We start from the raw sequence: 23,877 nt of genomic DNA, 5'->3' as shown, positions 1-23,877 counted from the left end.
ATTTGAGCTGTATTCACCATAATAGCGGAACCTATGTCCGTTAGAGCTGAGCGCGTAAGCTTAACCTGCCAAACTTTGTCTAATCTCGTCAACCTAACGACCCCAACGACCCCAACGACCCCAACGACCCCAACGACCCCAACGACCCCATCAACCCTAAGACCCCCCCAGAACCCCCACCTAAAACTAATATTGATTTCGAGCTGGAAACGCTCCTATTAACCTTTATTGCGAAAGCGTTCCTCATAGAGGAATTGACGGACATCAGATCCGTTATTTGCTTGRAATCCCCTATTTTTAAGGAKCTAACGGACATACAGTCTCTTATTTGGYYTYAAAAGCCRTGWTTAYGCTTCMATYKMCATAAATAACGTATCTGATGTCCGTTAGAATTSWATTTGAGCTGTATTCACCATAATAGCGGAACCTATGTCCGTTAGTGCTGCGAGAGGGCTTAACCAGTCTAACCCCAAGCCCCCAAGCCCTCAAGCCCTCAAGCCCTCAAGCCCTCAAGCCCTCAAGCCCCCAAGCCCCCCCCACCTACAAAATGTCGATGCTGAGCTCGATACGCTCTAGTCACTCATCATTCGATGAGTTAGGTGGCATATTACTGAAAAAACTCCCGTCAATTCGAGTACATCCTCTCCTTAGAGTAGATGTTGTCGAAAAAGCGGGAGTTTTTTTAAATTAACCGATATGAAGTCTGTCACAAATGAGATAAGTAGAAGCTATTCTTGTTAGTTTTTCTATGAGGTGGCTGCTTACTTTTAGTGCTTCATTGTGTGTAAATGCTCTCACATCTGAATGGGACTTCTTCCGTAAAAGTAACTCAAATGCTAAGTAGAAGTGCTAATGTTGACTATGAGTACGTTAGTTGCCGCCTGGTATGAACTTTTTCAACCAAGTTCCAAAGCTGGATGGATTGCGAGTTTGAATCAGCACGACACCTTCACCGCGGAAGCGGCATACGAGACCTTCGCCGCTCGTAATGCTGGATAACCAGCCTTTAGACGCTTTTTCTATCGTATAGTTCATATAACCCGGCCAAGCAACTAAATGACCGTTATCGATGATGACTTCTTCGCCATGGCTCAAGTTTAGRGCATGGATCGCGCCATATGAGGAGAGAAACACCGTGCCTCGGCCGCTGATTTCTACAATAAAGAAACCTTCGCCCGATAAGAGCCCCTTGCCTAGGTTTTGCATTTTTGTATTGACCTCTATGCCGCTGGTGCCAGCTAAGAAACCATCCTTTTGCACATAAAGCTTATAGGAGCCGTCGAGTTCAATCGCTTCAATATCACCGAGAGAAGGAGGGGCAAGGTGGACTTCACCTTGACCCCGATTTGCTGTCATCTCTTGGAAAAAGAACGTCTCTCCGCTTAACATTCTTCCGAGTCCGCGCATAAACCCGCCGTCTGTTGTCCCTTTAAGATCGATGGTAGGGGACATGGACACCATTGCACCCATTTCGGCTTTTACGCTCTCACCCGGATTGAGCTTCACCTTCAGCATGGCAAAGGCGCCTTTATAAAAAATATCATAGTTCATGTATTAACCTCCTCAAAGGTTTACCTAAGCAATATCTACTTCGCATCCATCGCATCAAGCTCGCGATGTAAAACTACGCTTCGTCTCCATCGCACTAAGCTCGCAATGTAAAACGAAGCCTCTTAAATTCCATTTAGTCAAGCGGAGGCTGTGTCACACCTTCGCGCTCTGCTTGTCTGCGATGAGCCATCCGACTTGCTGCAGATGCAGCGATAGCCCCAACGATATCGTCCAAAAATGTATGGATTTCTCCATCGGTTTTGTCGTTCAGCTTGACCAAAATGCCTGGCTTCAGCTTATCGACATATCCGAAATTCGTAAACCCGATGCTTCCATACACATTGACAATGGACAATGCCAAAATTTCATCGCATCCATAAAGACTCTCGTCATGCTTGATCATATCCTGCAGCGGAGCCATAAGCTTGCCTTCCTCAGCGAGGATATCAAGCTGGATGCCGGTCAAAACGGCATTTTGCACCTCGCGCTTCGATAGGACGGCATCAATATGGACGATACAATCCTCAGGCGTTAAGCCAGGGAAATAGACTTTTTGCAAAAAATGCACGAGCTCGGCGATAGCCAGCTTTGTTACTCCGCGTTTGAGGAGCCATTCGTCTGTAGCCTCAGCCACTTTGCGGCTGTTGAGGCTATAAGTTTCGGGATTGGACATGTTTTTGTTCCCCCTTAGGATTTTATGGACAAAACTGGTCTAAAAAAGGGAAGGGCTCGTATACATAGTACTACAAATAAGGAGTTGTACAAAGCCGCTAGGCAAAACTTGATTAGGGAGGAAAGGTCAATATGATTCAAAAAAGATGGATTAGGGGTGCTGTACTTTCGGGGGTTCTCGTGCTGCCCATTCTTACTTCGGGTTGTGGTCTGTTTTCCAAGCAGACAAGCCAATCAATCGATCCGCCGCAGATTGAGGTTAAGGAGGGAGTAGAAGGTGCAGAAACTGGACAGGCAATCGGAGTTGGTGAAGAAGCGCAAATGACGGTATACCTTGAAGATCGTAACGGTTATTTGGCTCCAATCTCACTTCAGACCTCACTCGGAGCGAATGAGCAAGCCGCACAAAAAGCGCTGGAAATGATGGTCGAGAATGGGGCGTACGCAAACCAGCTGCCTGAGGATTTCCGCGCAGTTATCCCGCAAGGCACTCAAATTAAATCGTATAAATACGATAAAGAGCAAAAGCTTGCTAAAGTAGAATTTTCTGAGCCGTTCAGTGACTACAATCCACAGGACGAACGTACCATTGTTGAAGCGATCACATGGACTCTGACAGCTATGCCGGGGATTGAAGGAGTAGAAATTTGGTATGAAGGCGCTAAGCTGCCAGAAATGCCACAAGACGGCTTCCCGCTTGACAATACGCTGACACGTTCAGTGGGCATTAATATCGAAGCAGCAGACGGTGTGAACTATGCGCAATCAACGCCTGTAACGCTGTACTTCTCCGCTCAAACGTTAAACGATGAACAATATTATGTGCCAGTTACAAGACTAGTCGCTCGCTCGGAGACTCCGACGAAAGCAGCGCTGGAACAGCTCATTTCGGGTCCGCTTAACAAAAAAGAGTTGACCAGTGTAATCCTTCCGGATGTACAAGTGAAGGATGTTGTACAGGAAGGTGATGTTGTCACTGTAGATTTGCAGGATGAAGCGTATCAGCAAGGTCAGAAGCTTCCGTCCGAAATGCTTCAGGCGCTCGTTCTTTCTATCACTGAAAATACGAAAGCAGCAACGGTTCAAATTAAAGTAAATGGAGAATCTAATTTTACCGACGAAGCGAATAACTCCTATAGCGAGCCTGTAGGCAGACCGCATCACGTCAATGCTATTAAGTCATAAGAGATAACACCGTAATGTACAAAGAGGCCGATCAAAAGTGAACGCTTTTGAAAAGCCTCTTTTGTGCATTTATTAGCATGTATTCGGTCTGAACGGTTTATTTTAAACAGAAGCAAGCATGCAAAAAACTTCCACCAAACAACTAAACTTGTACATTCATGATCGCTTCACTTTTCTTTTTCACGGGCAGCGGATGCAATTCACAGGTTACTTTGTTAAAATAGGAAAGATTGCAGGATGGGATACTTTTGTTTTCTAATCGAAAAACGCTAGCACTCAGGAGGAAATTAGAATGAGAAACGATGGTCGGCAACCGAACCAGCTTCGGCCGGTAACCATAACGACAGGTGTCAATAAATACGCAGAAGGATCGGTTCTCATCGAGGTTGGAGAGACGAAGGTCATTTGTACAGCGAGCGTGGAGGATAGAGTACCTCCATTTATGAAAGGGCAAGGCAAAGGCTGGATTACAGCTGAATATGCAATGCTGCCTCGCGCAACACATACACGCAATATTCGTGAAGCGGCTAAGGGGAAGCTGACAGGTCGGACGATGGAAATTCAGCGCCTCATTGGTCGTGCTTTGCGTTCGGTCATTGATTTACAAGCACTAGGTGAGCGGACTATTACGCTTGATTGCGATGTCATTCAAGCCGATGGCGGTACTCGTACGACATCGATTACGGGTGCGTTTATCGCGCTTTCCATTGCAATTAACAAAATTTCCGAGAAGGTTCAATTTGCAAAATATCCGATTACAGATTTTTTGGCGTCGGTAAGTGTAGGCGTCATCCAAGAGAGAGCGCTGCTTGATCTGAACTACGAGGAAGATTCCAAAGCTAAGGTTGATATGAACGTTGTTATGACGGGCAGCGGCAAGTTTGTTGAGGTGCAAGGAACTGGCGAGGAAGCACCATTTTCGCGCGATGAGCTTAACCAATTGCTGCAACTTGGAGAAGAGGGTATTCACGAGTTGATCAGCAAGCAAAAGGATGTTCTCGGTCCTTTGGCGGCGCGAATCGGAGGTTAACATTCTGATGAAACATTCCATATTAAATCATGCTGTTATTGTTGTAGCTACAAAAAATGCAGGTAAAGTGAAGGAATTTGCGCATGCGCTTCAGAAGCTTGATAAATCGGTAGAAAGCTTGCTGGATTATCCGCAAATTCCAGATATCGTGGAAGATGGCGATACGTTTGCCGCCAATGCTCGCATCAAAGCTAAGACGACGGGAGACATTCTTGGCGTTCCTGTGCTGGCTGATGATTCAGGCTTGCGCGTTGCAGCGCTGAATGGCGATCCAGGTGTCTATTCCGCTCGTTATGCAGGTGAGAATGCGACTGACGGTGAAAACAATGCCAAGCTCATTCAGGAGCTTCATCAACTAGCTGATCATGCAGAACGAGAAGAATTGCAAGACGGGTCCAAAATACTGAGCAAAGCGCAGTTCGTATGCGCGTTAGCGCTGTATGATCCTGCGACCGGTTTGTTTCTGGAATCGGAGGGAACAGTGGATGGCGTCATCACGGATAATCCTCACGGCAATGGAGGCTTCGGTTATGATCCGCTGTTTTGGCTTCCTAGCTTGAATCGCGGGATGGCCGAGTTGTCTAAGGAAGAGAAGCAGCAGATCAGCCATCGCGGTGATGCATTAAGAAAGCTCCTTCCGTTGCTTAAGCAAGCATAATAAGTGAAAAAGCAACCCTATCCAAGAGCAGCTGAATGCAGCGGCTTTTAGCGGATGGGGTTGCTTTTTTTTGTGATGAGAACAAARACATTGTCCTTGTCAGCTTATGATATGACGACTTTATATTCCTTCAGCCATAAATTCACCTGATATAAATAAGCGAATAGCTGCGGACCGGACATCAATTGACCAAACCAAGGGGTATTCGAGCTTGCGGATTCCGACTCGGTTAGCGCTCTAACCTTTTCTACATTAATTAATGGAAGGAGCGGAGAGCTGGAATCGTTCAGTACATCTAATAAAAGTCCTTTGACTGCGGCCAAATAGTTCGGATTATGCGTTTTAGGGTAGGGGCTTTTTTTACGAGTCAATACGTCTTCAGGCAATACACCGCGCAGCGCCTTGCGCAATATTCCTTTTTCGCGATCGCCGGATGTTTTGATCTCCCATGGGATATTCCAAACATATTCAACTAACCGATGATCACAGAAAGGGACACGAACCTCAAGGCCTGCTGCCATGCTCATTCGATCCTTGCGGTCTAGAAGCGTTGGCATGAAGCGGGTAATGTTCAAATACGACATTTGACGCATCTTCCGCAGCTGCTCAGATTCGCCATCTAGATGAGGAACCTCTGCTATCGCTTGGGAATAACGATCCCCAATGTAGTCAAGCGGTTTAATCCAAGCGGCAACGTCAGGTGCGAGCAGATCAGCGCGCATAACTGAAGCAAGCGACCAAGGGAAGGTATTGGCATTTAAAGCCTCTTCGCGATGAAACCAAGGATAGCCGCCAAAAATTTCATCGGCAGCTTCGCCTGATATTGCTACGGTTGCATCTTTTTTTATTTCATGGCAAAAGAGCAGCAACGAAGCATCAACATCGGCCATGCCCGGAAGATCGCGAGCAAAGGTGGCTGCTTTTAATGCGCCAACCAAATCAGGTGTATCAAACTGTATAGGATGATGAATTGTGCCCAGATGCGTCGTCATTCTCTCGATCCATGGCGCATCACTATTAGGCTGGAAGGCATGTGCCTTAAAATGTTTATCGTTGTCCGCATAATCAACAGAATACGTGTGGACATTCCCTTGCCCGTTCTCATTGTAATAATTGACAGCGAGTGTAGTTAGCGCACTGGAATCAAGGCCGCCAGACAGCAGGGTACATACAGGAACGTCCGAAACGAGCTGCCGCTCAACGGTATCTTTTAGCAGCGCTCCTACTTGTTCAGCTGTTTCTTCTATATTTTGCCCATGGGGGCTGCTCTCAAGCTGCCAGTACGTAATCGTCTTCACGCCCGCGTGATTGACGGTCATACACTTGCCAGGTCTAAGCTCATTGATTTGCTTATATACACCATGGCCTGGAGTGCGTGCTGGTCCTAAAATAAAAATCTCAGCAAGCCCTTCCGCTCCAACCTCCGGCTTCACGGCAGGGTGTGCCAATATACATTTTTGTTCGGAGCCAAAAATAAACAAACCGTCCTGTGTGCTATAGAACAGCGGTTTGACGCCAAGCCGATCACGCGCTAGAAATAGTTCTTGCTCTAATACGTTCCATATGGCAAAAGCAAATATTCCATTAAAACGCTCTACGCATGACTTGCCCCATTCCATAAAAGCGACCAGCAGCACTTCTGTATCGCAATTTGTCGTAAAGATTCTGCCCCTGCTTTCAAGCTCCTTGCGAAGTTCTGGTGCATTGTACAATTCCCCGTTATAGACAACGACATATTTGTCGTCGCCGGTATGGCGAATCATTGGCTGTGCCCCGTTCTCCGGATCAATGACGGATAAACGTCGATGGCCTAAAGCGCAATGAGCTGATATCCACGTACCGGAAGCGTCGGGACCGCGCGGTGCAAGGGTGTCTGTCATCTTCTCTAAGCTTTCACTTTGCTTAGTCAGATCACGGTTCCAGTCGATCCAGCCGGTAATTCCACACATTGATCTCATTCCTCTCTTTTGCTGGTCTCAAAGTAGCGATAATATCAGTTATATGCAGAATAAGGGATAAAATGTCTGTCCGACGGGGGATGCTAGAAGTGGCTGTGAAAAGTAATAAACGCAGGAAGGAGTGTGCGATTGATGGCAGAGCAAGAAGCAGGCAGTGAAGAACGCAAGCATTATTTCGTTTCTGTTCAGGCGGGACAAATATTAGAGGATCCACAGGCAGCTGCGTATGAGCTTGAGATTATAATGAACGAAAATGAGCATACGAAGCTTAGAGAGCTGTTTGATGAGCTGTCCAGCATGGATGAAGCGGAGATGTTTCATTTCTCGCACAGTCCGTTTGGCTCAGCAAGCGACGGCGAAATCAATGCTGGCTACGATCAGTTGATTGAGCGTATTTACAGGCAATTGTATGAGTTTGGAACGGACACGACGAAGCAGCATATCGAATCCATGCAGTTTTTTTAATAAGCAGATAAGCAAGCATAAACAGGGTGTTGCAGAAGCTGAATAGCAGCGGCAACATCCTGTTTTTTTATAAAACAATAAATAAATATAAGATGATTGATACTATAAAAATGAATATGAGTGTTTTTTCCAAATTATATCGCTGCTTTTACGTAATCATTTCTATTATATTGCTGCAAAAAATGATATACTTCTACAAAAAATAGTGGAGGGTTTTCGTTTTGCAAAAGTTAGTTTTTTTTGTCGGAGTAGCGGGGACGGGCAAAACAACGGTAGCTAGAAAGTTGTCTGCTCGCATTCCAGCTGCTTTTCTTGACCGGGATACGATAGGCGGTCGTTTTGTTGAGGCTATATTGGAGTTAAACGGCCTGGATAAAAGAGATCGGGATTCTGATTATTACAAAAAGCATTTGCGTGATTTGGAATATGATACGGCGAAGGACGTATGTATCGAAAATTTGGCTGCTGGTCAAAACGTATTTATGATTTCACCTTTTACGGCAGAACTGAAAAACAAACAGTGGATCGAAGAGGTTGTTGAAGCAGCAGGCCTCACGATGAGCGAGGTAGTCGTTAAAGTGGTTGTTGTCACGCTGCTGGATATGGAGCTGCAAAAAAATCGGATCATTGGGCGTCAAACAGAGCGCGATCAGTGGAAACTGGACAACTGGGGCGACTTTGAGAAGCGGATTGAATTTGTTCCGCAAATCAACTGGGATATTCCTAACTCCTCCATCCTCGTGTTTGATAATAGCGGAGAGCTAACGGAAGAGAAGGCCGAGCAATTATTCCAATTTGTTAATGAACAGCAGGCAACATTATCCGTTTAATATAATTAGAAAAGGCGGCTTCATTTAGGAAATTGCCCTATGAAGCCGCCTTTTTATTTGTGATTTTGGGATTAAACGGTTTTCAAAAATGATTTCAATTGCTGGATAAAGGCTTGTGCCGCAGCTTTAGGCTCACGTGCTTTATGTGTAATAATGCCATGCGTCAATAGGAGCTCTTGGTTCAAGGGCAATGACAGCAGCGTACCTGCGGCTACCTCATTAGCTACATTTGATTCTGGTACGAATGAGATACCCATTCCGCAAGCAACCGTCTGCTTAATGAGCTCAACACTGGAGAAAGACAAATGATCGGCAAGCTCAACATCGACTTCTCTCAGCATATCGCGTCCATAAGTGTGGTAGATACACTGATCCCCGAAGCTAATGAAGGCGTTGTCGTGCAACGCTTGCCATCCAAGCTGCGCGAAGCGCTCTTCCAGCGCAGGAGCACAGATCAGCAAGAGCTTCTCTTCTATTAAAGGTGCAAATAGAAGGTCGTCACGTTCCGGAGGCTTGGGGACAATGCCAAGGTCAGCGCGATGATTTAAGACTTGTGCGGTAATATCATGCTGCAGACCAGGCGTTAAATGCAGCTTGATCTTGGTATATTGCTGGAGAAAGCCGGTTAAAAAAAGCGGCAGATGAGAGATGGCAAACGACTCTAGAGCTCCAATTCGAACGATACCAGACGGCATGCCAGACTCCGAGAACGCATCCTGAAGCGAATGTCCAAGCTGGATAAATTGATACGCATAGGGAGCTAGCAGCAAGCCTGCTTCTGTTGGCTCTACACCGCGCGGCAAACGGTGAAATAGCATTTTGCCGCTTGCTGTTTCCAAATGTCGAATATGTGAGGTTACCGTCGATTGAACGTAACCGAGACGATCAGCGGCACCGCTGAAGCTTTTCTCCTCCAGCACAGCAGTAAATGTAACAAAAAAACGTCCTTCCCAAGACTCCAGCATGTTATCTCCCCTTAGGTATCGGAATTTGAAATGGGTTCCATTGTAAATATTCAATTCTCGAATGATTCCTCTTATGATAGCATGATGTCATAATAAGAGAAACGGGGAATGAAAAATGCTGAGAAATAAAAATTGGAAGCCGCTGGCGGCAGCGGTTGTTGGCACCGTTGTTATCGCATTGCTGCTGACCATGGGCGATTTAATGTCGATTACGCTGATGATGGCTCCGTTTGGGGCCAGCTGTGTTATCGTATTTGTTTTGCCAGATAGTCCGCTTGCCAAAGCCAGAAATGTTGTTGGAGGCCATTTGATCAGCACTGGAGCTGGTCTTGTGATGCTGCATCTCTTCGGTGATTCAACATGGATCATTGCACTATCTGTTGGATTGTCCATCCTTCTGATGCAGCTTACAAGAACCGTTCATCCACCCGCAGGTGCTGATCCGCTTGTTGTCATGCTAAGCCATGCCGGGTGGTCCTATCTGTTTACTCCGGTCCTATTCGGAGCGGTGCTGATCGCGCTTGCCGCTTATGGTTATAGGAAATTATTGGCGACCAAGTTAGCAGCTTTGAAGTCATAGAAATAAAAAAAGGGCTGATCCAGTTGGTAAATACCGGAATCAGCCTCTTTTAAATAGATCAATATATAATAAAAAAACCACCTGAGTAGGCGGCGTTAATGGATATTAATATGGCGTCCCGGAAGAGATTCGAACTCCCGACCGACGCCTTAGAAGGGCGTTGCTCTATCCAGCTGAGCTACCGGGACACAAGAAATAATATAGCACACATCATTAAAATATTGCAAGCACTTTTTTGAATTTATATTCTTTTTATTATAAAATAAGATTTATGAGTTGTCGGAATACTACATTTGTTTTTTCTTTTGATTGTACATGGTATAATCGTACGCAAGATTGTCCGAATGAACAAAAGGCACGACCATAAGGCGGTGTTATCATTACAACTCCCAATGACACACAAGGCGACAACAAGGATAACGTTTACTTGTTCCCTAGCATGCTGGACCATTATCAGGTACAGTTAACCCGTATGCTGGAAGCGGAACAATACGGGGAGGCCAAGGAGTTGCTGCGCTTTTTGCTGCAATGCCAGGGCGAGGATGCTCGCCATTATGAAGAGTGGGACAGCTTACTTACGTGGCTTGACATGGCTTTTCCTGGAGAAGGAAATGATGGAGAAGATTCGGGATTCCTATCGGCCAAGCGAGAGAAGGAAGAGGACGAGGCGACTATGCGCGAGCAGCTACTTAATCCTCCTGATCAAGATGAAGCTTATGTGAACCAAGTGCTCTACATCATGCAAAATCATCCGATGATCGATCAGCAAATTCTTGCTCTTGAACGTGCTGCTTATATTCAGACTCCAGAAGTGGATGATTCCATTAAAAATTGGCTGGTAACCCAGCAGGTTCACCCTGTCGTTCAGTTTAAGGCACTGCAATGCTTGCGCAAGCGGGGTGCTGCCGGTTTACTGACACTGGAGAGACTTGGTGAAACCGTAGAGCTTGATTTGGAAGCGACGCCTCTTTCTATGGATGAATTCCCTTCGCCAATTATTAGGATATTGGAGCGGACAGAGCAGGTTGCCGAGGTCGATGATCCCACATTGCCGCATTTTGCTAGAGAGCTTTGGAAGGAAAGTTTACAGTTTTTGTATGGTACGGCTGCTTATCATTGGATGTTGAGAGAAGACGAGGATACAGTCGATTATTTTGCAGCTGCGCTGCATTTGACGCTGCTTCTTACCGTTTACGGCTCGGCAAACGATGACGATATTCGTGATACATACGGCATTACCGAAGGTTTAAGGTTCCGTTATGAGCAAGCATGCAAGGCGCTTAGACAGGTTGCCGTTTTGCAGCAATCGGGAGAAGATGAGCCAGAGTCTTGATAATCTGGGCTAGCTTGTTTATAATAGAATGGTTTATGAAACGTGATAACTACTGATGCATGAGCATTTTCGGAGGGGAAGGCATAAAATGAAAGCAACTTGGGAAAAAATAGACAAGAACATCGTGTCGATCGACGTGGAGGTAGGGGCGGAGAAAGTCACTGTTGCTCTTGATCAAGCATTTAAGAAAGTCGTTCAAAAAGTAAACGTACCTGGATTCCGTAAAGGTAAAGTGCCTCGCGGCATGTTCGAATCCCGTTTCGGTATTGAGAGCCTGTACCAGGATGCAATTGACATTCTGTTGCCAGATGCTTATTCCGATGCGATCAAAGAAACTAATCTTGAGCCGGTTGACCGTCCTGAGATTGAAGTTGAGCAATTCGCAAAAGGCGAAACATTCAAATTCAAAGCAAAAGTTATCGTTAAGCCAGAAGTTACACTTGGCGAATACAAAGGCTTGGAAGTTGAATCCGTTGTTTCTGAAGTTACAGAAGAGGAAATCGCAGCTGAACTTGAGCGTTTGCAACAGCGTCATGCTGAGCTTACTGTTGTTGAAGAAGGCGCAGCGGCTAACGGCGACATCACAGTTATCGATTTCGACGGTTATGTAGACGGCGAAGCGTTTGAAGGCGGAGCAAGCGAGCGTTATTCACTAGAGCTTGGTTCGAATTCCTTTATTCCAGGTTTCGAAGAGCAAGTGGTTGGCATGCAAATCGGAGATTTCAAGGACATTGAAGTTAATTTCCCTGAGAGCTACCATGCAGAGCACCTCGCAGGCAAACCAGCTGTGTTCAAAGTGAAGCTTCACGAAATCAAACGCAAAAGCTTGCCAACGCTAGACGATGAGTTTGCAAAAGACGTAAGCGAGTTCGATACGCTTGAAGAGTACAAGCAGGATCTCGTTAGCAAACTTAAAGAGCGCAAAGATCAAGAAGGCGAACAAGCTCGCGAAACAGCAGTTGTTGACAAAGCTACGGCAGCAGCAGATGTTGAAATTCCAGAGCCAATGATCGTGACTGAAACGGATTACATGATCAAAGATTTCGAAAACCGTCTTAAAATGCAAGGCATGAACATGGACCTATACTTCCAATTCTCCGGTCAAAACGAATCTGTTCTTCGCGATCAAATGCGCGCAGATGCTGAGAAACGCGTTCGCAACAACCTTGTGCTTGATGCAATTGCTAAAGCAGAAAACATCGTTGCAAACGACGAAGATTTGAACGAAGAGCTTGAGAAGCTGTCCAAATCATACAACCGTCCTTCTGCTGAGCTTCGCGACATTTTTGAGAAAAACGGAAATCTTAGCAACTTGCAGGAAGATATTGCACTTCGCAAAACAATTAAGTTCTTGCTTGAAAACAGCAAAGCTGTTTAATAGCCACATACGAATAATTGAATAAATGCTTCACTCAGGATAAGGCACGTCGTTGATACGTGCCTTATTTTGACCCTACATATGGAAATGTGCTTGTTTTGGAGGCTAAACTCCGTACATATCGAACGGCCGGCGTCGTATAATGTATTAGTGGAAAAATGACATGAATACGATGACGTGTTACAATAAGTAAGTAACCAAAGTCATAAACGAAAAGAGGTTGGTCGCATGAATCTAGTACCGATCGTAGTCGAACAAACGAATCGCGGGGAACGTTCTTACGATATTTACTCCCGTTTGCTGAAGGACCGTATCATTTTCCTTGGGAGCGCAATCGATGATGATGTTGCAAACTCCATCATTGCACAGCTGCTGTTTCTGGCGGCCGACGACCCAGAGAAAGACATTCATCTATACATTAACTCTCCCGGCGGCTCCGTGACTGCGGGAATGGGTATTTTTGATACGATGCAATATATTAAGCCTGAGGTGTCCACGATTTGTATGGGCATGGCAGCAAGCATGGGTTCGCTGCTTCTTACAGCGGGAGCGAAGGGCAAGCGTTTTGCGCTTCCTAACGCTGAGGTTATGATCCATCAACCACTTGGCGGCGTACGCGGTCAAGCATCTGATATCAAAATCCATGCTGATTGGATTTTGAAAACGAAACAAAAGCTAAACCAAATTTACGTAGACCGCACCGGACAGCCTTATGAAAAAATCGACCGAGATACCGACCGTGACAACTTCATGAGCGCGGAAGAGGCTCTTGCCTACGGTTTGATTGACAAGGTGATTACTGCACCGGTATCGACGATTTAATCGAAGGGGTGATTACATGTTTAAATTCAACGACGAAAAAGGCCAGTTGAAATGTTCTTTCTGCGGCAAATCGCAGGATCAAGTACGTAAATTGGTTGCCGGTCCTGGCGTCTATATATGCGATGAGTGCATTGAGCTTTGTACCGAAATTGTTGAGGAAGAACTCGGCAATGAGGAAGAGCTTGATCTTAAGGATATTCCGAAACCGAAAGATATCCGGGCTATTCTGGATTCTTATGTCATCGGTCAAGAGTTTGCGAAAAAATCGTTGTCTGTAGCGGTTTATAACCATTACAAACGGATTAATTCCGGAAGCAAAATCGAAGACGTAGAATTGCAAAAGAGTAACATTTTGCTGCTAGGTCCTACGGGCTCAGGTAAAACGCTGCTAGCTCAAACGATGGCTAAAATTTTGAATGTTCCATTTGCAATTGCAGATGCAACTTCGCTAACAGAAGCAGGTTATGTGGGCGAAGACGTTGAGAACATTTTGCTTAAGCTCATTCAAGCTGCAGATTATGATGTGGAAAAAGCGGAACGCGGCATTATTTATATCGATGAGATCGATAAAGTAGCTCGCAAATCGGAAAACCCATCCATTACGCGCGATGTTTCTGGTGAAGGTGTTCAGCAAGCATTGCTCAAAATATTGGAAGGTACAGTTGCATCCGTTCCTCCGCAAGGTGGGCGCAAGCATCCGCATCAAGAATTCATTCAAATCGATACAACGAATATTTTGTTCATTTGCGGCGGCGCATTCGATGGCCTCGAATCATTGATCAAACGTCGTATCGGTAAGAAAGTTATCGGCTTTAGCTCTACAGGCGAATTGCAGAAGGATCTTAAAGCTGGTGAATACCTCACGATGGTATTGCCAGAGGATCTGCTCAAATTCGGTTTGATTCCGGAGTTTGTAGGCCGTCTGCCTATCATTTCAACGCTTGAGCCGCTTGATGAGCCTGCACTCGTTCGGATTTTATCCGAGCCGAAGAACGCGCTTGTGAAGCAATATCAGAAGCTGCTTGAAATGGACAATGTGAAGCTTGATTTCGAACCGGCTGCACTTGATGCTATTGCGAAAGAGGCAATTAAGCGCAACACCGGAGCTCGTGGCTTGCGTGCGATTATTGAAAGCATTATGCTGGAAGTTATGTACGAGGTACCATCACGCGATGATCTAAGTACATGCCTAATCACTGAGCAAACCGTTCAAGAAAAAATCATGCCTGAGCTTACCGCTAAGAAAAGCAAGAAGAAAGAAGAGAGTGCGTAAGCCAGCACTCCAATATAAGAAGCTATAAGTCTAGGCTTATAACTTAACTTATATATGACCGCGAAACGAGCTGTTTCCGCTACATTGTAATGGAATGGGAGCAGCCGTTTACGCTTGACTACCGTCATTGTTTCCACCCAGCCGCGCGGTTTCTAAAACCGCCAGTCAAAGGGTGGACTTTGCCGTTCATGGGAGAGATAAGCTTATGTACTTACGTCAAGATACGGTACCGGTTAAAGTCGGCAATCTAACGATTGGCGGCAGTAACGAAGTGATTATTCAAAGTATGTGTACGACGAAGACTGCTGATGTCGAAGCTACTGTTGCGGAAATACTAGGACTTGAAGAAGCTGGCTGCCAGCTTGTCCGGGTTACTGTCAACAACAAGGAAGCGGCGGAAGCGATTAAGGAAATCAAGAAACGCATTCATATTCCGCTAGTTGCGGATATTCATTTTGATTATCGCTTGGCACTGCTAGCTATCGAGAACGGCATCGACAAAGTGCGGATTAATCCGGGCAACATCGGTCGCCGCGAACGCATCGAAGCGGTTGTTAAGGCTTGTAAGGAAAAAGGCATCCCGATCCGGATTGGCGTCAACGCTGGTTCATTAGAAAACCATTTGCTAGAAAAGTACGGTTACCCGACGCCGGAAGCAATGGTAGAGAGCGCGTTGTTCCATATYGGTATTTTGGAGGAGCTCGATTTCCACGATATTATCGTATCTCTTAAAGCATCGGATGTTCCAATGGCCATTGCTGCTTACTCGATGGCGGCAAAAGTCATTAAGTATCCGCTCCACCTAGGCATTACAGAAGCTGGAACGCTGCACACAGGCACGATTAAGAGCTCCGCTGGTATTGGTGCTTTGCTCGCGCTTGGCATTGGCAACACGCTGCGTATCAGCCTTAGCGCTGACACGGTAGAGGAAGTCAAGGTTGCTCGTGAGCTTCTTAAAACCTTTGGTCTAATTACAAATGCTGCAACACTCGTTTCCTGCCCTACTTGCGGTCGTCTAGATATCGATCTGTTTTCGATTGCAAATGAGGTAGAAGATTATATTTCAAAAATTAAAGTGCCAATCAAGGTTTCTGTGCTTGGTTGTGCGGTCAATGGTCCAGGCGAGGCTCGTGAAGCGGATATCGGTATCGCTGGCGCTAGAGGCGAGGGCATGCTTTTCCGTTATGGGGAGCTCATTCGCAAGGTGCCAGAAGCTGAATTGCTGTCTGAGCTAAAGAAGGAAATTGACGAAATCGTACGCGTTTTTGAAGCGACGGGCGAAATACCTGGCCGCAAGCATCATACACCTGCATAATCATTTATGAAAAGGTTTATTTACGTCATTTGCAGACGTGAGTAAGCCTTTTTTTTGTTGATAAAAAGGAGGGAAGTTTTGTTTAACGCTTCCTATGATGAATGTGATGTTAGGCTTATATTGTACTTTATACTTTTCGTGATAATAGGATATTCCTCTAAGTGACGAGCTTCGCTAAAGTAATTTCCCCTTTCCCAACCCGAGGTTTCGAAATAAAGAGAATTGCTTGTGAAAAATAACAGCATTAACGGTTATTACCACATCGTAGAGGCAATACTATTTTATACGCATGTTTATTAAGGTTAGCTATGTACATTGAAATCAACGAAGCAGGTCTAAGTTCTTCTCTTAAGCCTTCTTGTAGTTGCATGATTAGCTAGAAAGGTATGAAAATGAAGCAAGATAATTAATTATTATTTCCATTTAAGGATTATATTCCTGCGGAAATGATCGTCACTATTCAAATGGCTACAGCCGTTTACGCTTGAAATATTAGAATGAAAATAGCTGATCATTTTCATAAGAATCTTATATTTCTACGCGAAACGAGCCTACACTATTTCATCGGCTACAGCCGTTTACGCTTGAAATATAAGGATGAAAATAGATGATTATTTTCATAAGAATCTTATATTTCTACGTGAAACGAAGTTTACACTATTTCATCGGCTACAGCCGTTTACGCTTGAAATATAAGAATGAAAATAGATGATTATTTTCATAAAAAGCTTATATTTCTACGCGAAACGAGCCTACACTATTTAGACGGTTTCAGCCGTTTACGCTTGAAAGGAGCGGATTACTAATGAGTTTAAGTGTTGTATTAATGTTGATTCAAGTGTTTTTTGCAGTTGTTATCGGCTTGTATTTCTGGAATTTGCTGCGCAATCAGAAGACGAACCGCTCGGCCGTTGATCGTGAGTCTCGCAAGGAGATGGACAAGCTCAGAAAGCTTAGGAGTGTATCGCTTACGAAGCCCTTATCGGAGAAGACAAGGCCGCAAGCGATGCAGGACATTGTTGGCCAACGTGACGGTCTGCGTGCCTTAAAGGCGGCGCTGTGCAGCGCAAACCCTCAGCATGTTATCATTTATGGCCCTCCAGGTGTTGGGAAGACCGCTGCGGCGCGTGTCGTGCTGGAGGAAGCCAAAAAAAATCCATCCTCGCCGTTTTTGCCTGAAGCGAAATTTACAGAGATCGATGCGACAACCGCTAGGTTTGATGAGCGCGGAATAGCTGATCCGCTAATCGGCTCGGTTCATGATCCTATTTATCAAGGTGCAGGTGCGATGGGTGTAGCAGGTATTCCTCAACCTAAGCCAGGCGCTGTGACGAAGGCGCATGGCGGGATCTTGTTTATTGACGAAATAGGTGAATTGCATCCGATTCAAATGAATAAATTGTTAAAGGTACTGGAAGATCGTAAAGTGTTTCTGGAGAGCGCGTATTATAATTCGGAGGATTCGAATATACCAGTGTATATTCATGATATCTTCCAAAACGGCCTGCCTGCTGATTTCCGTCTAGTCGGTGCAACAACACKGTCGCCGCAGGAAATTCCGCCAGCTATCCGTTCGCGCTGCATGGAGGTGTTTTTTCGTCCGCTGCTTGCTGAGGAGATTGGCTTAGTAGCAGAAAACGCAGTGAAAAAAATTGGCTTTGCTCCTTGTCCTGAAGCGATCGATGTCGTCAAGCGATATGCGACGAACGGACGCGAAGCGGTTAACGTCATTCAGCTAGCTGCGGGTGTAGCTCTATCCGAAAAAAGGGACAGCATCGCTGCGGGCGATATTGAATGGGTTGTAAACAGCAGTCAAATTCCACCGCGTCCAGATCGCAAGGTGCCGGATGCACCGCAAATCGGTTTCGTAAATGGCCTTGCTGTATATGGTCCAAATATGGGCACGCTGCTCGAAATCGAAGTAAGCGCAATTCCTGCTGCTTCTGGCAAAGGTCTGTTTACAATAACAGGCGTTGTAGACGAAGAGGAGCTTGGCGGAGGATCGCGGACGCTTAGAAGAAAAAGTATGGCAAAGGGCTCAGTCGAAAACGTAATTACAGTTTTGAGACGTATCGGGCTTAATCCGCAGGATTTTGACTTGCATATCAACTTCCCTGGCGGTACGCCAATTGATGGCCCTTCTGCCGGTATTGCGATGGCAACAGCTATTACATCAGCAATAAAAGGCATTCCAATTGACAATAAAYTGGCCATGACAGGTGAAGTTGGCATACATGGAAACGTAAAACCAGTTGGCGGCGTATTAGCTAAAGTTGAGGCAGCTTTCCAAGCTGGTGCGAAAACAGTCATTATTCCGAGGGAGAACTGGCAAGCGATTTTTGCAGACTTGGAAGGTCTTAAGGTCATTCCTGTCGAAAAGGTGGAAGAAGTGTTCAAGTTTGTGTTTCCAGATACTGAAGTGTCCCCTGTGCGGGTCGAAGCTCCGCTTGGAACCGATCTTTTTATCGCTTCAGCCGTTCCGTATTTGCAGGCTGATTCCGTAGAATGATAAACTAGGGTAGACGTTAACAATTGGAGGTGCTGGTGTGGGACCTAGTAAATCGAAAGGTCGTCGGCTGCCCTTGCTTCCGCTTAGAGGGCTACTCGTTTATCCCAGCATGGTGCTCCACCTTGATGTGGGTAGGGACAAATCGGTTCGAGCGTTAGAACGCTCGATGGTCGAAGATCATATGATATTGCTTTGTTCACAGTCTGAAGTGAACATTGAGGAGCCGACTGAGGAAGATATATATAAAGTTGGCACCATAGCAAAAGTAAGGCAAATGCTGAAGCTGCCTAACGGCACGATCCGTGTGCTGGTGGAAGGCGTATCGCGTGCTGAGATTTTGGACTATTTGCCGAACGACGAGTTTTATGAAGTATCTGTAAAAGAATTGCCGGAGCAGGAGACGGATGATCCTGAAGTCGATGCGCTTATGCGCTCGGTCTTGAACCAATTCGAGCATTATATTTCATTATCGAAGAAGGTTACGCCTGAAACCTATGCGGCGGTTTCCGACATTGATGATCCGGGCCGCCTTGCGGATGTCATTACGAGCCATCTTTCGCTGAAAATCAAGGATAAGCAGGATATTCTTGAAACCGTAGATGTCGGAGCTCGACTAGAGAAGCTGCTCGACATCTTGAACAACGAGCGCGAAGTGCTGGAGCTTGAGCGCAAAATAAACCAACGCGTCAAGAAACAGATGGAAAAGACGCAAAAGGAATATTATTTGCGCGAGCAAATGAAGGCGATCCAGAAGGAGCTCGGAGAGAAGGAAGGCCGTGCTGGCGAGGTCGAGGAGCTGCGTGCGCAGCTGGCCGAGGCAGGCGTGCCTGATCTCGTGAAAGAGAAGATCGAGAAGGAAATTGATCGACTCGAGAAAATGCCGTCCACCTCTGCAGAAGGCGGCGTCATTCGCAATTATATCGATTGGCTGCTTTCTTTGCCTTGGAGCAAGACGACCGAAGATGATTTAAGCTTGAGCAAAGCAGAAGCGATTCTTAATGATGACCATTATGGTCTAGAAAAGCCGAAAGAGCGGGTGCTTGAATATTTGGCGGTTCAGAAGCTAGTCAAGCAGCTAAAGGGTCCAATCCTTTGCTTGGTAGGCCCGCCGGGTGTTGGTAAAACTTCGCTTGCCCGTTCGATTGCCAAATCTCTTGGTCGTAAGTTTGTGCGTATCTCGCTTGGCGGGGTGCGAGACGAAGCAGAGATCCGCGGTCACAGGCGGACTTATGTAGGCGCTATGCCAGGAAGAATTATTCAAGGCATGAAGACGGCAGGTTCTTCAAATCCTGTATTTTTGCTGGATGAGATTGACAAAATGGCGATGGATTTCCGTGGAGATCCAGCTTCAGCGCTTCTAGAAGTGCTCGATCCAGAACAAAACAACACGTTCAGCGATCATTATGTAGAAGTGCCATTTGATCTATCTAATGTGATGTTCGTAACGACCGCGAATGCGATGCACAATATTCCTCGTCCGCTGCTTGATCGGATGGAGGTCTTGTATATTCCAGGATATACGGAGCTTGAGAAGCTGCAAATCGGTAATCGTTATCTATTGCCGAAGCAGAAAAAGGAACATGGCTTGACCGAGGAACAGCTCATTGTCTCGGAAGAGGTATTGCTCCAGCTGATTAGGGAATATACGAGGGAATCCGGCGTTCGAAATTTAGAGCAGCAAATTGCAGCAGTGTGCCGTAAGGCAGCGAAACGATTTGTTGCAAATGAGCAAACGGAATCCTCCGAGCCATTTGAAGTTACGAGTGAGGAGCTCAAGGAATTGCTGGGCCCTTCGAAGTTCCGTTATGGCCTAGCTGAGAGCGAGAATCAGATCGGAGCGGTGACTGGTCTTGCGTGGACTGAGGTAGGTGGAGATACGCTTGTCATTGAAGTCACAGTAATGYCGGGTAGCGGAAAACTAACGTTAACTGGTAAACTAGGTGATGTCATGAAGGAATCTGCTCAAGCGGCATTCAGTTACACTCGCTCGAAAGCGCTTGAGCTGGGCATTGACCCAAGCTTTCATGAGAAAAATGATATTCATATTCATATTCCAGAGGGTGCGATTCCAAAGGATGGTCCATCAGCAGGCATTACGATTGCAACAGCGCTTATCTCCGCGCTTACAAACCGCTATGTGGATAAGGAAGTGGCGATGACGGGCGAAATTACGCTCAGAGGCCGCGTGCTTCCGATTGGCGGTTTGAAGGAAAAATCGCTGGCAGCGCATCGTGCAGGCATTCGCAAAATATTGTTGCCGAAAGAAAATGAACGGGATCTAGGGGATATTCCCGATAGCGTACGACATGATATGCAATTTTTTCCTGTCAGTCATATGGATGAAGTGCTGCAGCATGCGTTGCTTCCGGTTCAAACGGAAGAGAAAGCAGGTACAACGATTTTATGAAAATTACACAAGCAGAATTCATCATCAGCGCAGTAAAACCACATCAATACCCAGAGGACGCCTTGCCAGAGATAGCTCTGGCAGGGCGTTCGAATGTCGGAAAATCTTCATTGATTAATAAACTTATTTTACGCAAAAACTTAGCTAGAACGAGCTCGCAGCCAGGCAAAACGCAGCAGCTTAATTACTACCGCGTGAATGACCTTATTTATTTGGTTGATTTTCCGGGGTATGGCTATGCTAAGGTTTCCAAAACTCAGCGCTTGCAGTTTGGCGAAATGATTGAACGTTATATCCGTGACCGTGAGCCGCTCAAGCTTCAGCTGCTGGTCATCGATATTCGTCATGAACCGTCTCTGCTCGATCAGCAAATGTACAAATGGCTGAAGCATTATGAAATCCCAACATGCGTCGTTGCGACCAAGGCGGATAAAATTCCGAAGTCGAAGTGGGACAAGCATATTAAAATGATCAAAAAAACGCTTGAAGTCGACCCAAGCGATTCCGTCGTATTATTCTCGTCTGAATTAGGGCTTGGACGCGAGCAACTATGGGACATCATAACTGAAGCGATTGCTACATGAGGTAGCAAGACCAGCAAGTTATTCTATAAAGCAGAGGATTTAGTGAAATAGTCGGCATTCCTCGTGAATTCTACCGTTATTTTGTGGAATATGCGAGAATATCGGGGATGAACGACAGGAATAAAATGATAAGATCACGTATAATATACTTAAGCAACAAGACCAAAGTTAAAGACCAAAGCGTGCAAGTTCAAAGAATTGAGGAGATTTTTATGGCTAAGCGGCTAGCCACAGAGTATGTAAATGCCAAACTGCAATTGACGAATGAAGAGATGGCTGAGTTTATCCGTTCATTTGAAGAGCAACAAATACACCTTCAGGTGTTGGTGCTTGACAATGGGAATCAGGAGCTCGTTCTCGAAGATGTAGCAGGGAGGGAAGAAGTCCGACTGACCTTTGAACGTCAACAAGACTATTACGTGTGCGTATTATCTTGCCGTCTTGTGCAACCGAGGCTGACCAATGCTATGCGAAAAGCTCTTTCAGCTTTCCGTGGCAACGCGATCGTCAACCGAATCTACAGTCATTATACGATGATCTATCATTATAAGAATGGTTCCGTTCACCAAATTGTCGAAAGCTCGAGCACAGGGGAGCGCATTGTATTCGAATTCAAGGATACACTTGGCCAACTGGAGCGTGTGTTCCAAAGTCGTTTGATCGAGCGGGAAATCGGATTGTTAAGCAATGCAGTCAATGAATTGCTAGATCTTCGCAACCAAACGAAGGATGCTGAAGAAATTAGCAAAATCGATGAGCGTTTAACCGATCTGACTCGCAAGCTCTTCATCCTTGAAGCTTAAACCATTTAGGAAATCTTGATTAAAGAGGCTGCTTTCGCAGCCTCTTTTTTTTGTTTTCAAAATATTGCATCTATGAATTTTGCAACATTTTGCGTGTTTAAACAGTTAGTATCAGGGTAAGGCGAGTGGATAGCATCTTAGTTTTTTATACAACAAGGAGATGAATAGGAATGAATCAAACCAAACGATTTAAACAATTTGCTATCGGAATATCATTTGCGATCGCATTATCTTTAACAGCGTGCAGCAATAAGGATACAGGAGCAGATCAAGTGCCGCCGCCGGCAACGGAGATGCCGAGCAATCAGCCAGAGACAAGTACACCGGCTTCACCGGACACCAAGCCAAGCGTCCCGCCTTCTGAACAGCCTAATGAGCAACCAGGCGGTAATGGCGCTGAGGAGCCGTCTAGCGGCTCTGAGGCCGGAGAAACGATCAGCTCAGTCTATGCGCTTGCGAAGGAAGGCAAAGTTCCAGGTTCCGATTATGCTGCCCATATCGCATTATTCGATGATATAGAGAAAAAATGGGGCAAGCCTGATACCAACGAATCCGCTGGGAAAGGGATGTACGCTGCCTACAAAGATAAAGGGATTACATTTGGATACAACAAAGGCATGCTTGTTTATGATGTAAGATCTTATTCGAAAAAGCTTCAAGGCATTACATTGAAAGACATAGAGATCGCGCTTGGGTCTGCTGATGAAAAAACGGTTAACGGTACGGATGACATTTATACCTATGAGGTCAATAAACAATATCAGCTTAAATTTATTTTGGCTGAAGCAACTGGCAAGGTGGATCACATCTCTGTATACAGTCCGCAGGACGCAAAAAATAATATGGCGGGATGATCGCACAGCCCATTGCGAGATAAGCTTCAACGTCATACATTGAAAACGGGGCTGGCAATGAAAGGTTATTTCCATCCTTTAGAAAAAAAGTATTGCAATTATCCCGGATAGATGTTATTTTTATTCTCGTTGAAAAGATTGTTGATGTTAATAATAGGAACCAGGATTCACTCAGGACATTGTTATGTTGCGAGAGATTAATCCCTCGAGAAGTGAATGACGTAGGTCCTAGCGGATGAAATTTTTCAAACATTTTATTCCTAGGAAGGGGGAACCGGAAGATGGAATACTCAACTTTCGGAAGACACGTTGCTGTTGATACTTGGGGTGTAGACTTTGATCTACTGAACAGCGCTGAATTTTTGCAATCACACATGGTAGAGGCTGCAGAGGCTTGTGGTGCTACTGTATTGTCGGTTCAAGCCAAACAATTCGATCCTCAAGGCGCAACTGTGCTCGTGCTGCTGTCGGAGAGTCACCTCTCGATTCATACGTATCCTGAGAGAGGTTTTGCTGCGCTTGATTGTTATACTTGCGGCGAAACTGTAGATCCTCAGCTTGCGATCGACTACATGCTCGCTGTACTGAAGCCAAAAGCGACGTATGCGAAGAAGCTTGTACGCGGTATGGGCGAACTGCAAGTAGAAGAGCCAAAAATGAAACAAACTGAGCTCGTTTAAGAGCTTTAAAACTTATTGCTCATAG

The 23,877-nt window shown here is 45.6% G+C and carries 21 protein-coding genes and 1 tRNA gene; 17 read left to right on the top strand and 5 right to left on the bottom strand.

Annotation, left to right across the window (positions count from 1 at the left end):
* Window positions 1–870: 870 nt before the first annotated feature.
* On the bottom strand, window positions 871–1,551 hold the full coding sequence (locus AC1DSE_RS03570; RefSeq protein WP_339207825.1) for a TIGR00266 family protein: 681 nt from the start codon (window positions 1,549–1,551) through the stop codon (window positions 871–873).
* Window positions 1,552–1,684: 133 nt separating this feature from the next.
* Window positions 1,685–2,224 carry a phosphatidylglycerophosphatase A family protein gene (locus AC1DSE_RS03565; protein ID WP_477527408.1) on the bottom strand — a complete coding sequence of 180 codons (540 nt, stop codon included), beginning with the start codon at window positions 2,222–2,224 and terminating at the stop codon, window positions 1,685–1,687.
* 131 nt (window positions 2,225–2,355) lie between these two features.
* Here AC1DSE_RS03565 and AC1DSE_RS03560 point away from each other — a divergent pair, with 131 nt between their 5' ends.
* From AC1DSE_RS03560 to rdgB, 3 genes are all read left to right on the top strand, one after another.
* On the top strand, window positions 2,356–3,408 hold the full coding sequence (locus tag AC1DSE_RS03560) for a GerMN domain-containing protein (protein WP_477511909.1): 1,053 nt from the start codon (window positions 2,356–2,358) through the stop codon (window positions 3,406–3,408).
* A 292-nt stretch (window positions 3,409–3,700) separates the two neighbouring features.
* Window positions 3,701–4,438, top strand: a complete 738-nt coding sequence (rph, locus tag AC1DSE_RS03555; protein WP_076271641.1) for a ribonuclease PH — start codon at window positions 3,701–3,703, stop codon at window positions 4,436–4,438.
* 7 nt (window positions 4,439–4,445) lie between these two features.
* A complete protein-coding gene (rdgB, locus tag AC1DSE_RS03550; RefSeq protein WP_477511910.1) occupies window positions 4,446–5,096 on the top strand; it encodes an RdgB/HAM1 family non-canonical purine NTP pyrophosphatase in 651 nt (216 codons plus the stop codon).
* Window positions 5,097–5,200: 104 nt separating this feature from the next.
* Here rdgB and asnB read toward each other — a convergent pair whose 3' ends face one another.
* Window positions 5,201–7,045 carry an asparagine synthase (glutamine-hydrolyzing) gene (gene asnB, locus AC1DSE_RS03545; protein WP_339209540.1) on the bottom strand — a complete coding sequence of 615 codons (1,845 nt, stop codon included), beginning with the start codon at window positions 7,043–7,045 and terminating at the stop codon, window positions 5,201–5,203.
* Between the two features lie 141 nt (window positions 7,046–7,186).
* On the opposite strand from asnB, the gene AC1DSE_RS03540 reads away from it, so the two are divergent.
* Both AC1DSE_RS03540 and AC1DSE_RS03535 read left to right on the top strand, forming a co-directional pair.
* Complete coding sequence (locus AC1DSE_RS03540) at window positions 7,187–7,519, top strand: hypothetical protein (RefSeq protein WP_076271644.1); 333 nt, start codon at window positions 7,187–7,189, stop codon at window positions 7,517–7,519.
* 221 nt (window positions 7,520–7,740) lie between these two features.
* Window positions 7,741–8,349: a P-loop nucleotide/nucleoside kinase family protein gene (locus AC1DSE_RS03535; protein WP_477511911.1), complete on the top strand. Its 609-nt coding sequence runs from the start codon at window positions 7,741–7,743 to the stop codon at window positions 8,347–8,349.
* A 71-nt stretch (window positions 8,350–8,420) separates the two neighbouring features.
* Here the strand turns inward: AC1DSE_RS03535 and AC1DSE_RS03530 are convergent, their stop codons facing one another.
* Window positions 8,421–9,314, bottom strand: coding sequence for a LysR family transcriptional regulator (locus AC1DSE_RS03530; RefSeq protein WP_477527407.1), 894 nt, complete (start codon window positions 9,312–9,314; stop codon window positions 8,421–8,423).
* Window positions 9,315–9,429: 115 nt separating this feature from the next.
* Here AC1DSE_RS03530 and AC1DSE_RS03525 point away from each other — a divergent pair, with 115 nt between their 5' ends.
* Window positions 9,430–9,894, top strand: a complete 465-nt coding sequence (locus tag AC1DSE_RS03525) for an HPP family protein (protein WP_477511913.1) — start codon at window positions 9,430–9,432, stop codon at window positions 9,892–9,894.
* Between the two features lie 111 nt (window positions 9,895–10,005).
* Here the strand turns inward: AC1DSE_RS03525 and AC1DSE_RS03520 are convergent.
* A tRNA-Arg gene (locus AC1DSE_RS03520) sits at window positions 10,006–10,082 on the bottom strand.
* A 239-nt stretch (window positions 10,083–10,321) separates the two neighbouring features.
* Here AC1DSE_RS03520 and AC1DSE_RS03515 point away from each other — a divergent pair.
* The 11 genes from AC1DSE_RS03515 to speD all read left to right on the top strand — a co-directional run bounded on the left by AC1DSE_RS03515 (window position 10,322) and on the right by speD (window position 23,852).
* Entirely contained in the window at window positions 10,322–11,227 is a 906-nt protein-coding gene (locus AC1DSE_RS03515) for a hypothetical protein (protein ID WP_256711093.1), read from the top strand.
* Between the two features lie 88 nt (window positions 11,228–11,315).
* On the top strand, window positions 11,316–12,605 hold the full coding sequence (gene tig, locus AC1DSE_RS03510) for a trigger factor (RefSeq protein ID WP_441875719.1): 1,290 nt from the start codon (window positions 11,316–11,318) through the stop codon (window positions 12,603–12,605).
* 228 nt (window positions 12,606–12,833) lie between these two features.
* Window positions 12,834–13,427: an ATP-dependent Clp endopeptidase proteolytic subunit ClpP gene (gene clpP, locus AC1DSE_RS03505; protein WP_053374767.1), complete on the top strand. Its 594-nt coding sequence runs from the start codon at window positions 12,834–12,836 to the stop codon at window positions 13,425–13,427.
* A 16-nt stretch (window positions 13,428–13,443) separates the two neighbouring features.
* Window positions 13,444–14,700 (top strand): ATP-dependent protease ATP-binding subunit ClpX, encoded by a 1,257-nt coding sequence (gene clpX, locus AC1DSE_RS03500; RefSeq protein ID WP_076271649.1) that lies wholly within the window; start codon window positions 13,444–13,446, stop codon window positions 14,698–14,700.
* A gap of 205 nt (window positions 14,701–14,905) precedes the next feature.
* Window positions 14,906–16,015, top strand: coding sequence for a flavodoxin-dependent (E)-4-hydroxy-3-methylbut-2-enyl-diphosphate synthase (ispG, locus tag AC1DSE_RS03495; protein ID WP_054027210.1), 1,110 nt, complete (start codon window positions 14,906–14,908; stop codon window positions 16,013–16,015).
* Window positions 16,016–16,820: 805 nt separating this feature from the next.
* On the top strand, window positions 16,821–18,524 hold the full coding sequence (lonB, locus tag AC1DSE_RS03490) for an ATP-dependent protease LonB (protein ID WP_477527406.1): 1,704 nt from the start codon (window positions 16,821–16,823) through the stop codon (window positions 18,522–18,524).
* A 37-nt stretch (window positions 18,525–18,561) separates the two neighbouring features.
* Window positions 18,562–20,931: an endopeptidase La gene (gene lon / locus AC1DSE_RS03485; RefSeq protein ID WP_477527405.1), complete on the top strand. Its 2,370-nt coding sequence runs from the start codon at window positions 18,562–18,564 to the stop codon at window positions 20,929–20,931.
* Window positions 20,928–21,515, top strand: coding sequence for a ribosome biogenesis GTP-binding protein YihA/YsxC (gene yihA, locus AC1DSE_RS03480; RefSeq protein ID WP_076271653.1), 588 nt, complete (start codon window positions 20,928–20,930; stop codon window positions 21,513–21,515). The genes lon and yihA overlap by 4 nt, the downstream gene beginning before the upstream one ends.
* A gap of 212 nt (window positions 21,516–21,727) precedes the next feature.
* Window positions 21,728–22,318, top strand: a complete 591-nt coding sequence (locus tag AC1DSE_RS03475) for a non-ribosomal peptide synthetase module (protein ID WP_339207840.1) — start codon at window positions 21,728–21,730, stop codon at window positions 22,316–22,318.
* A gap of 170 nt (window positions 22,319–22,488) precedes the next feature.
* On the top strand, window positions 22,489–23,172 hold the full coding sequence (locus tag AC1DSE_RS03470) for a YjgB family protein (RefSeq protein ID WP_477511915.1): 684 nt from the start codon (window positions 22,489–22,491) through the stop codon (window positions 23,170–23,172).
* 281 nt (window positions 23,173–23,453) lie between these two features.
* Window positions 23,454–23,852, top strand: coding sequence for an adenosylmethionine decarboxylase (gene speD, locus AC1DSE_RS03465; RefSeq protein WP_054027216.1), 399 nt, complete (start codon window positions 23,454–23,456; stop codon window positions 23,850–23,852).
* Window positions 23,853–23,877: the final 25 nt, after the last annotated feature.

Source organism: Paenibacillus sp. 01L418 (assembly GCF_056400045.1).
The sequence above is the reverse complement of the archived record's forward strand: the minus strand, read 5'-3'. Positions and strand labels throughout refer to the sequence as shown.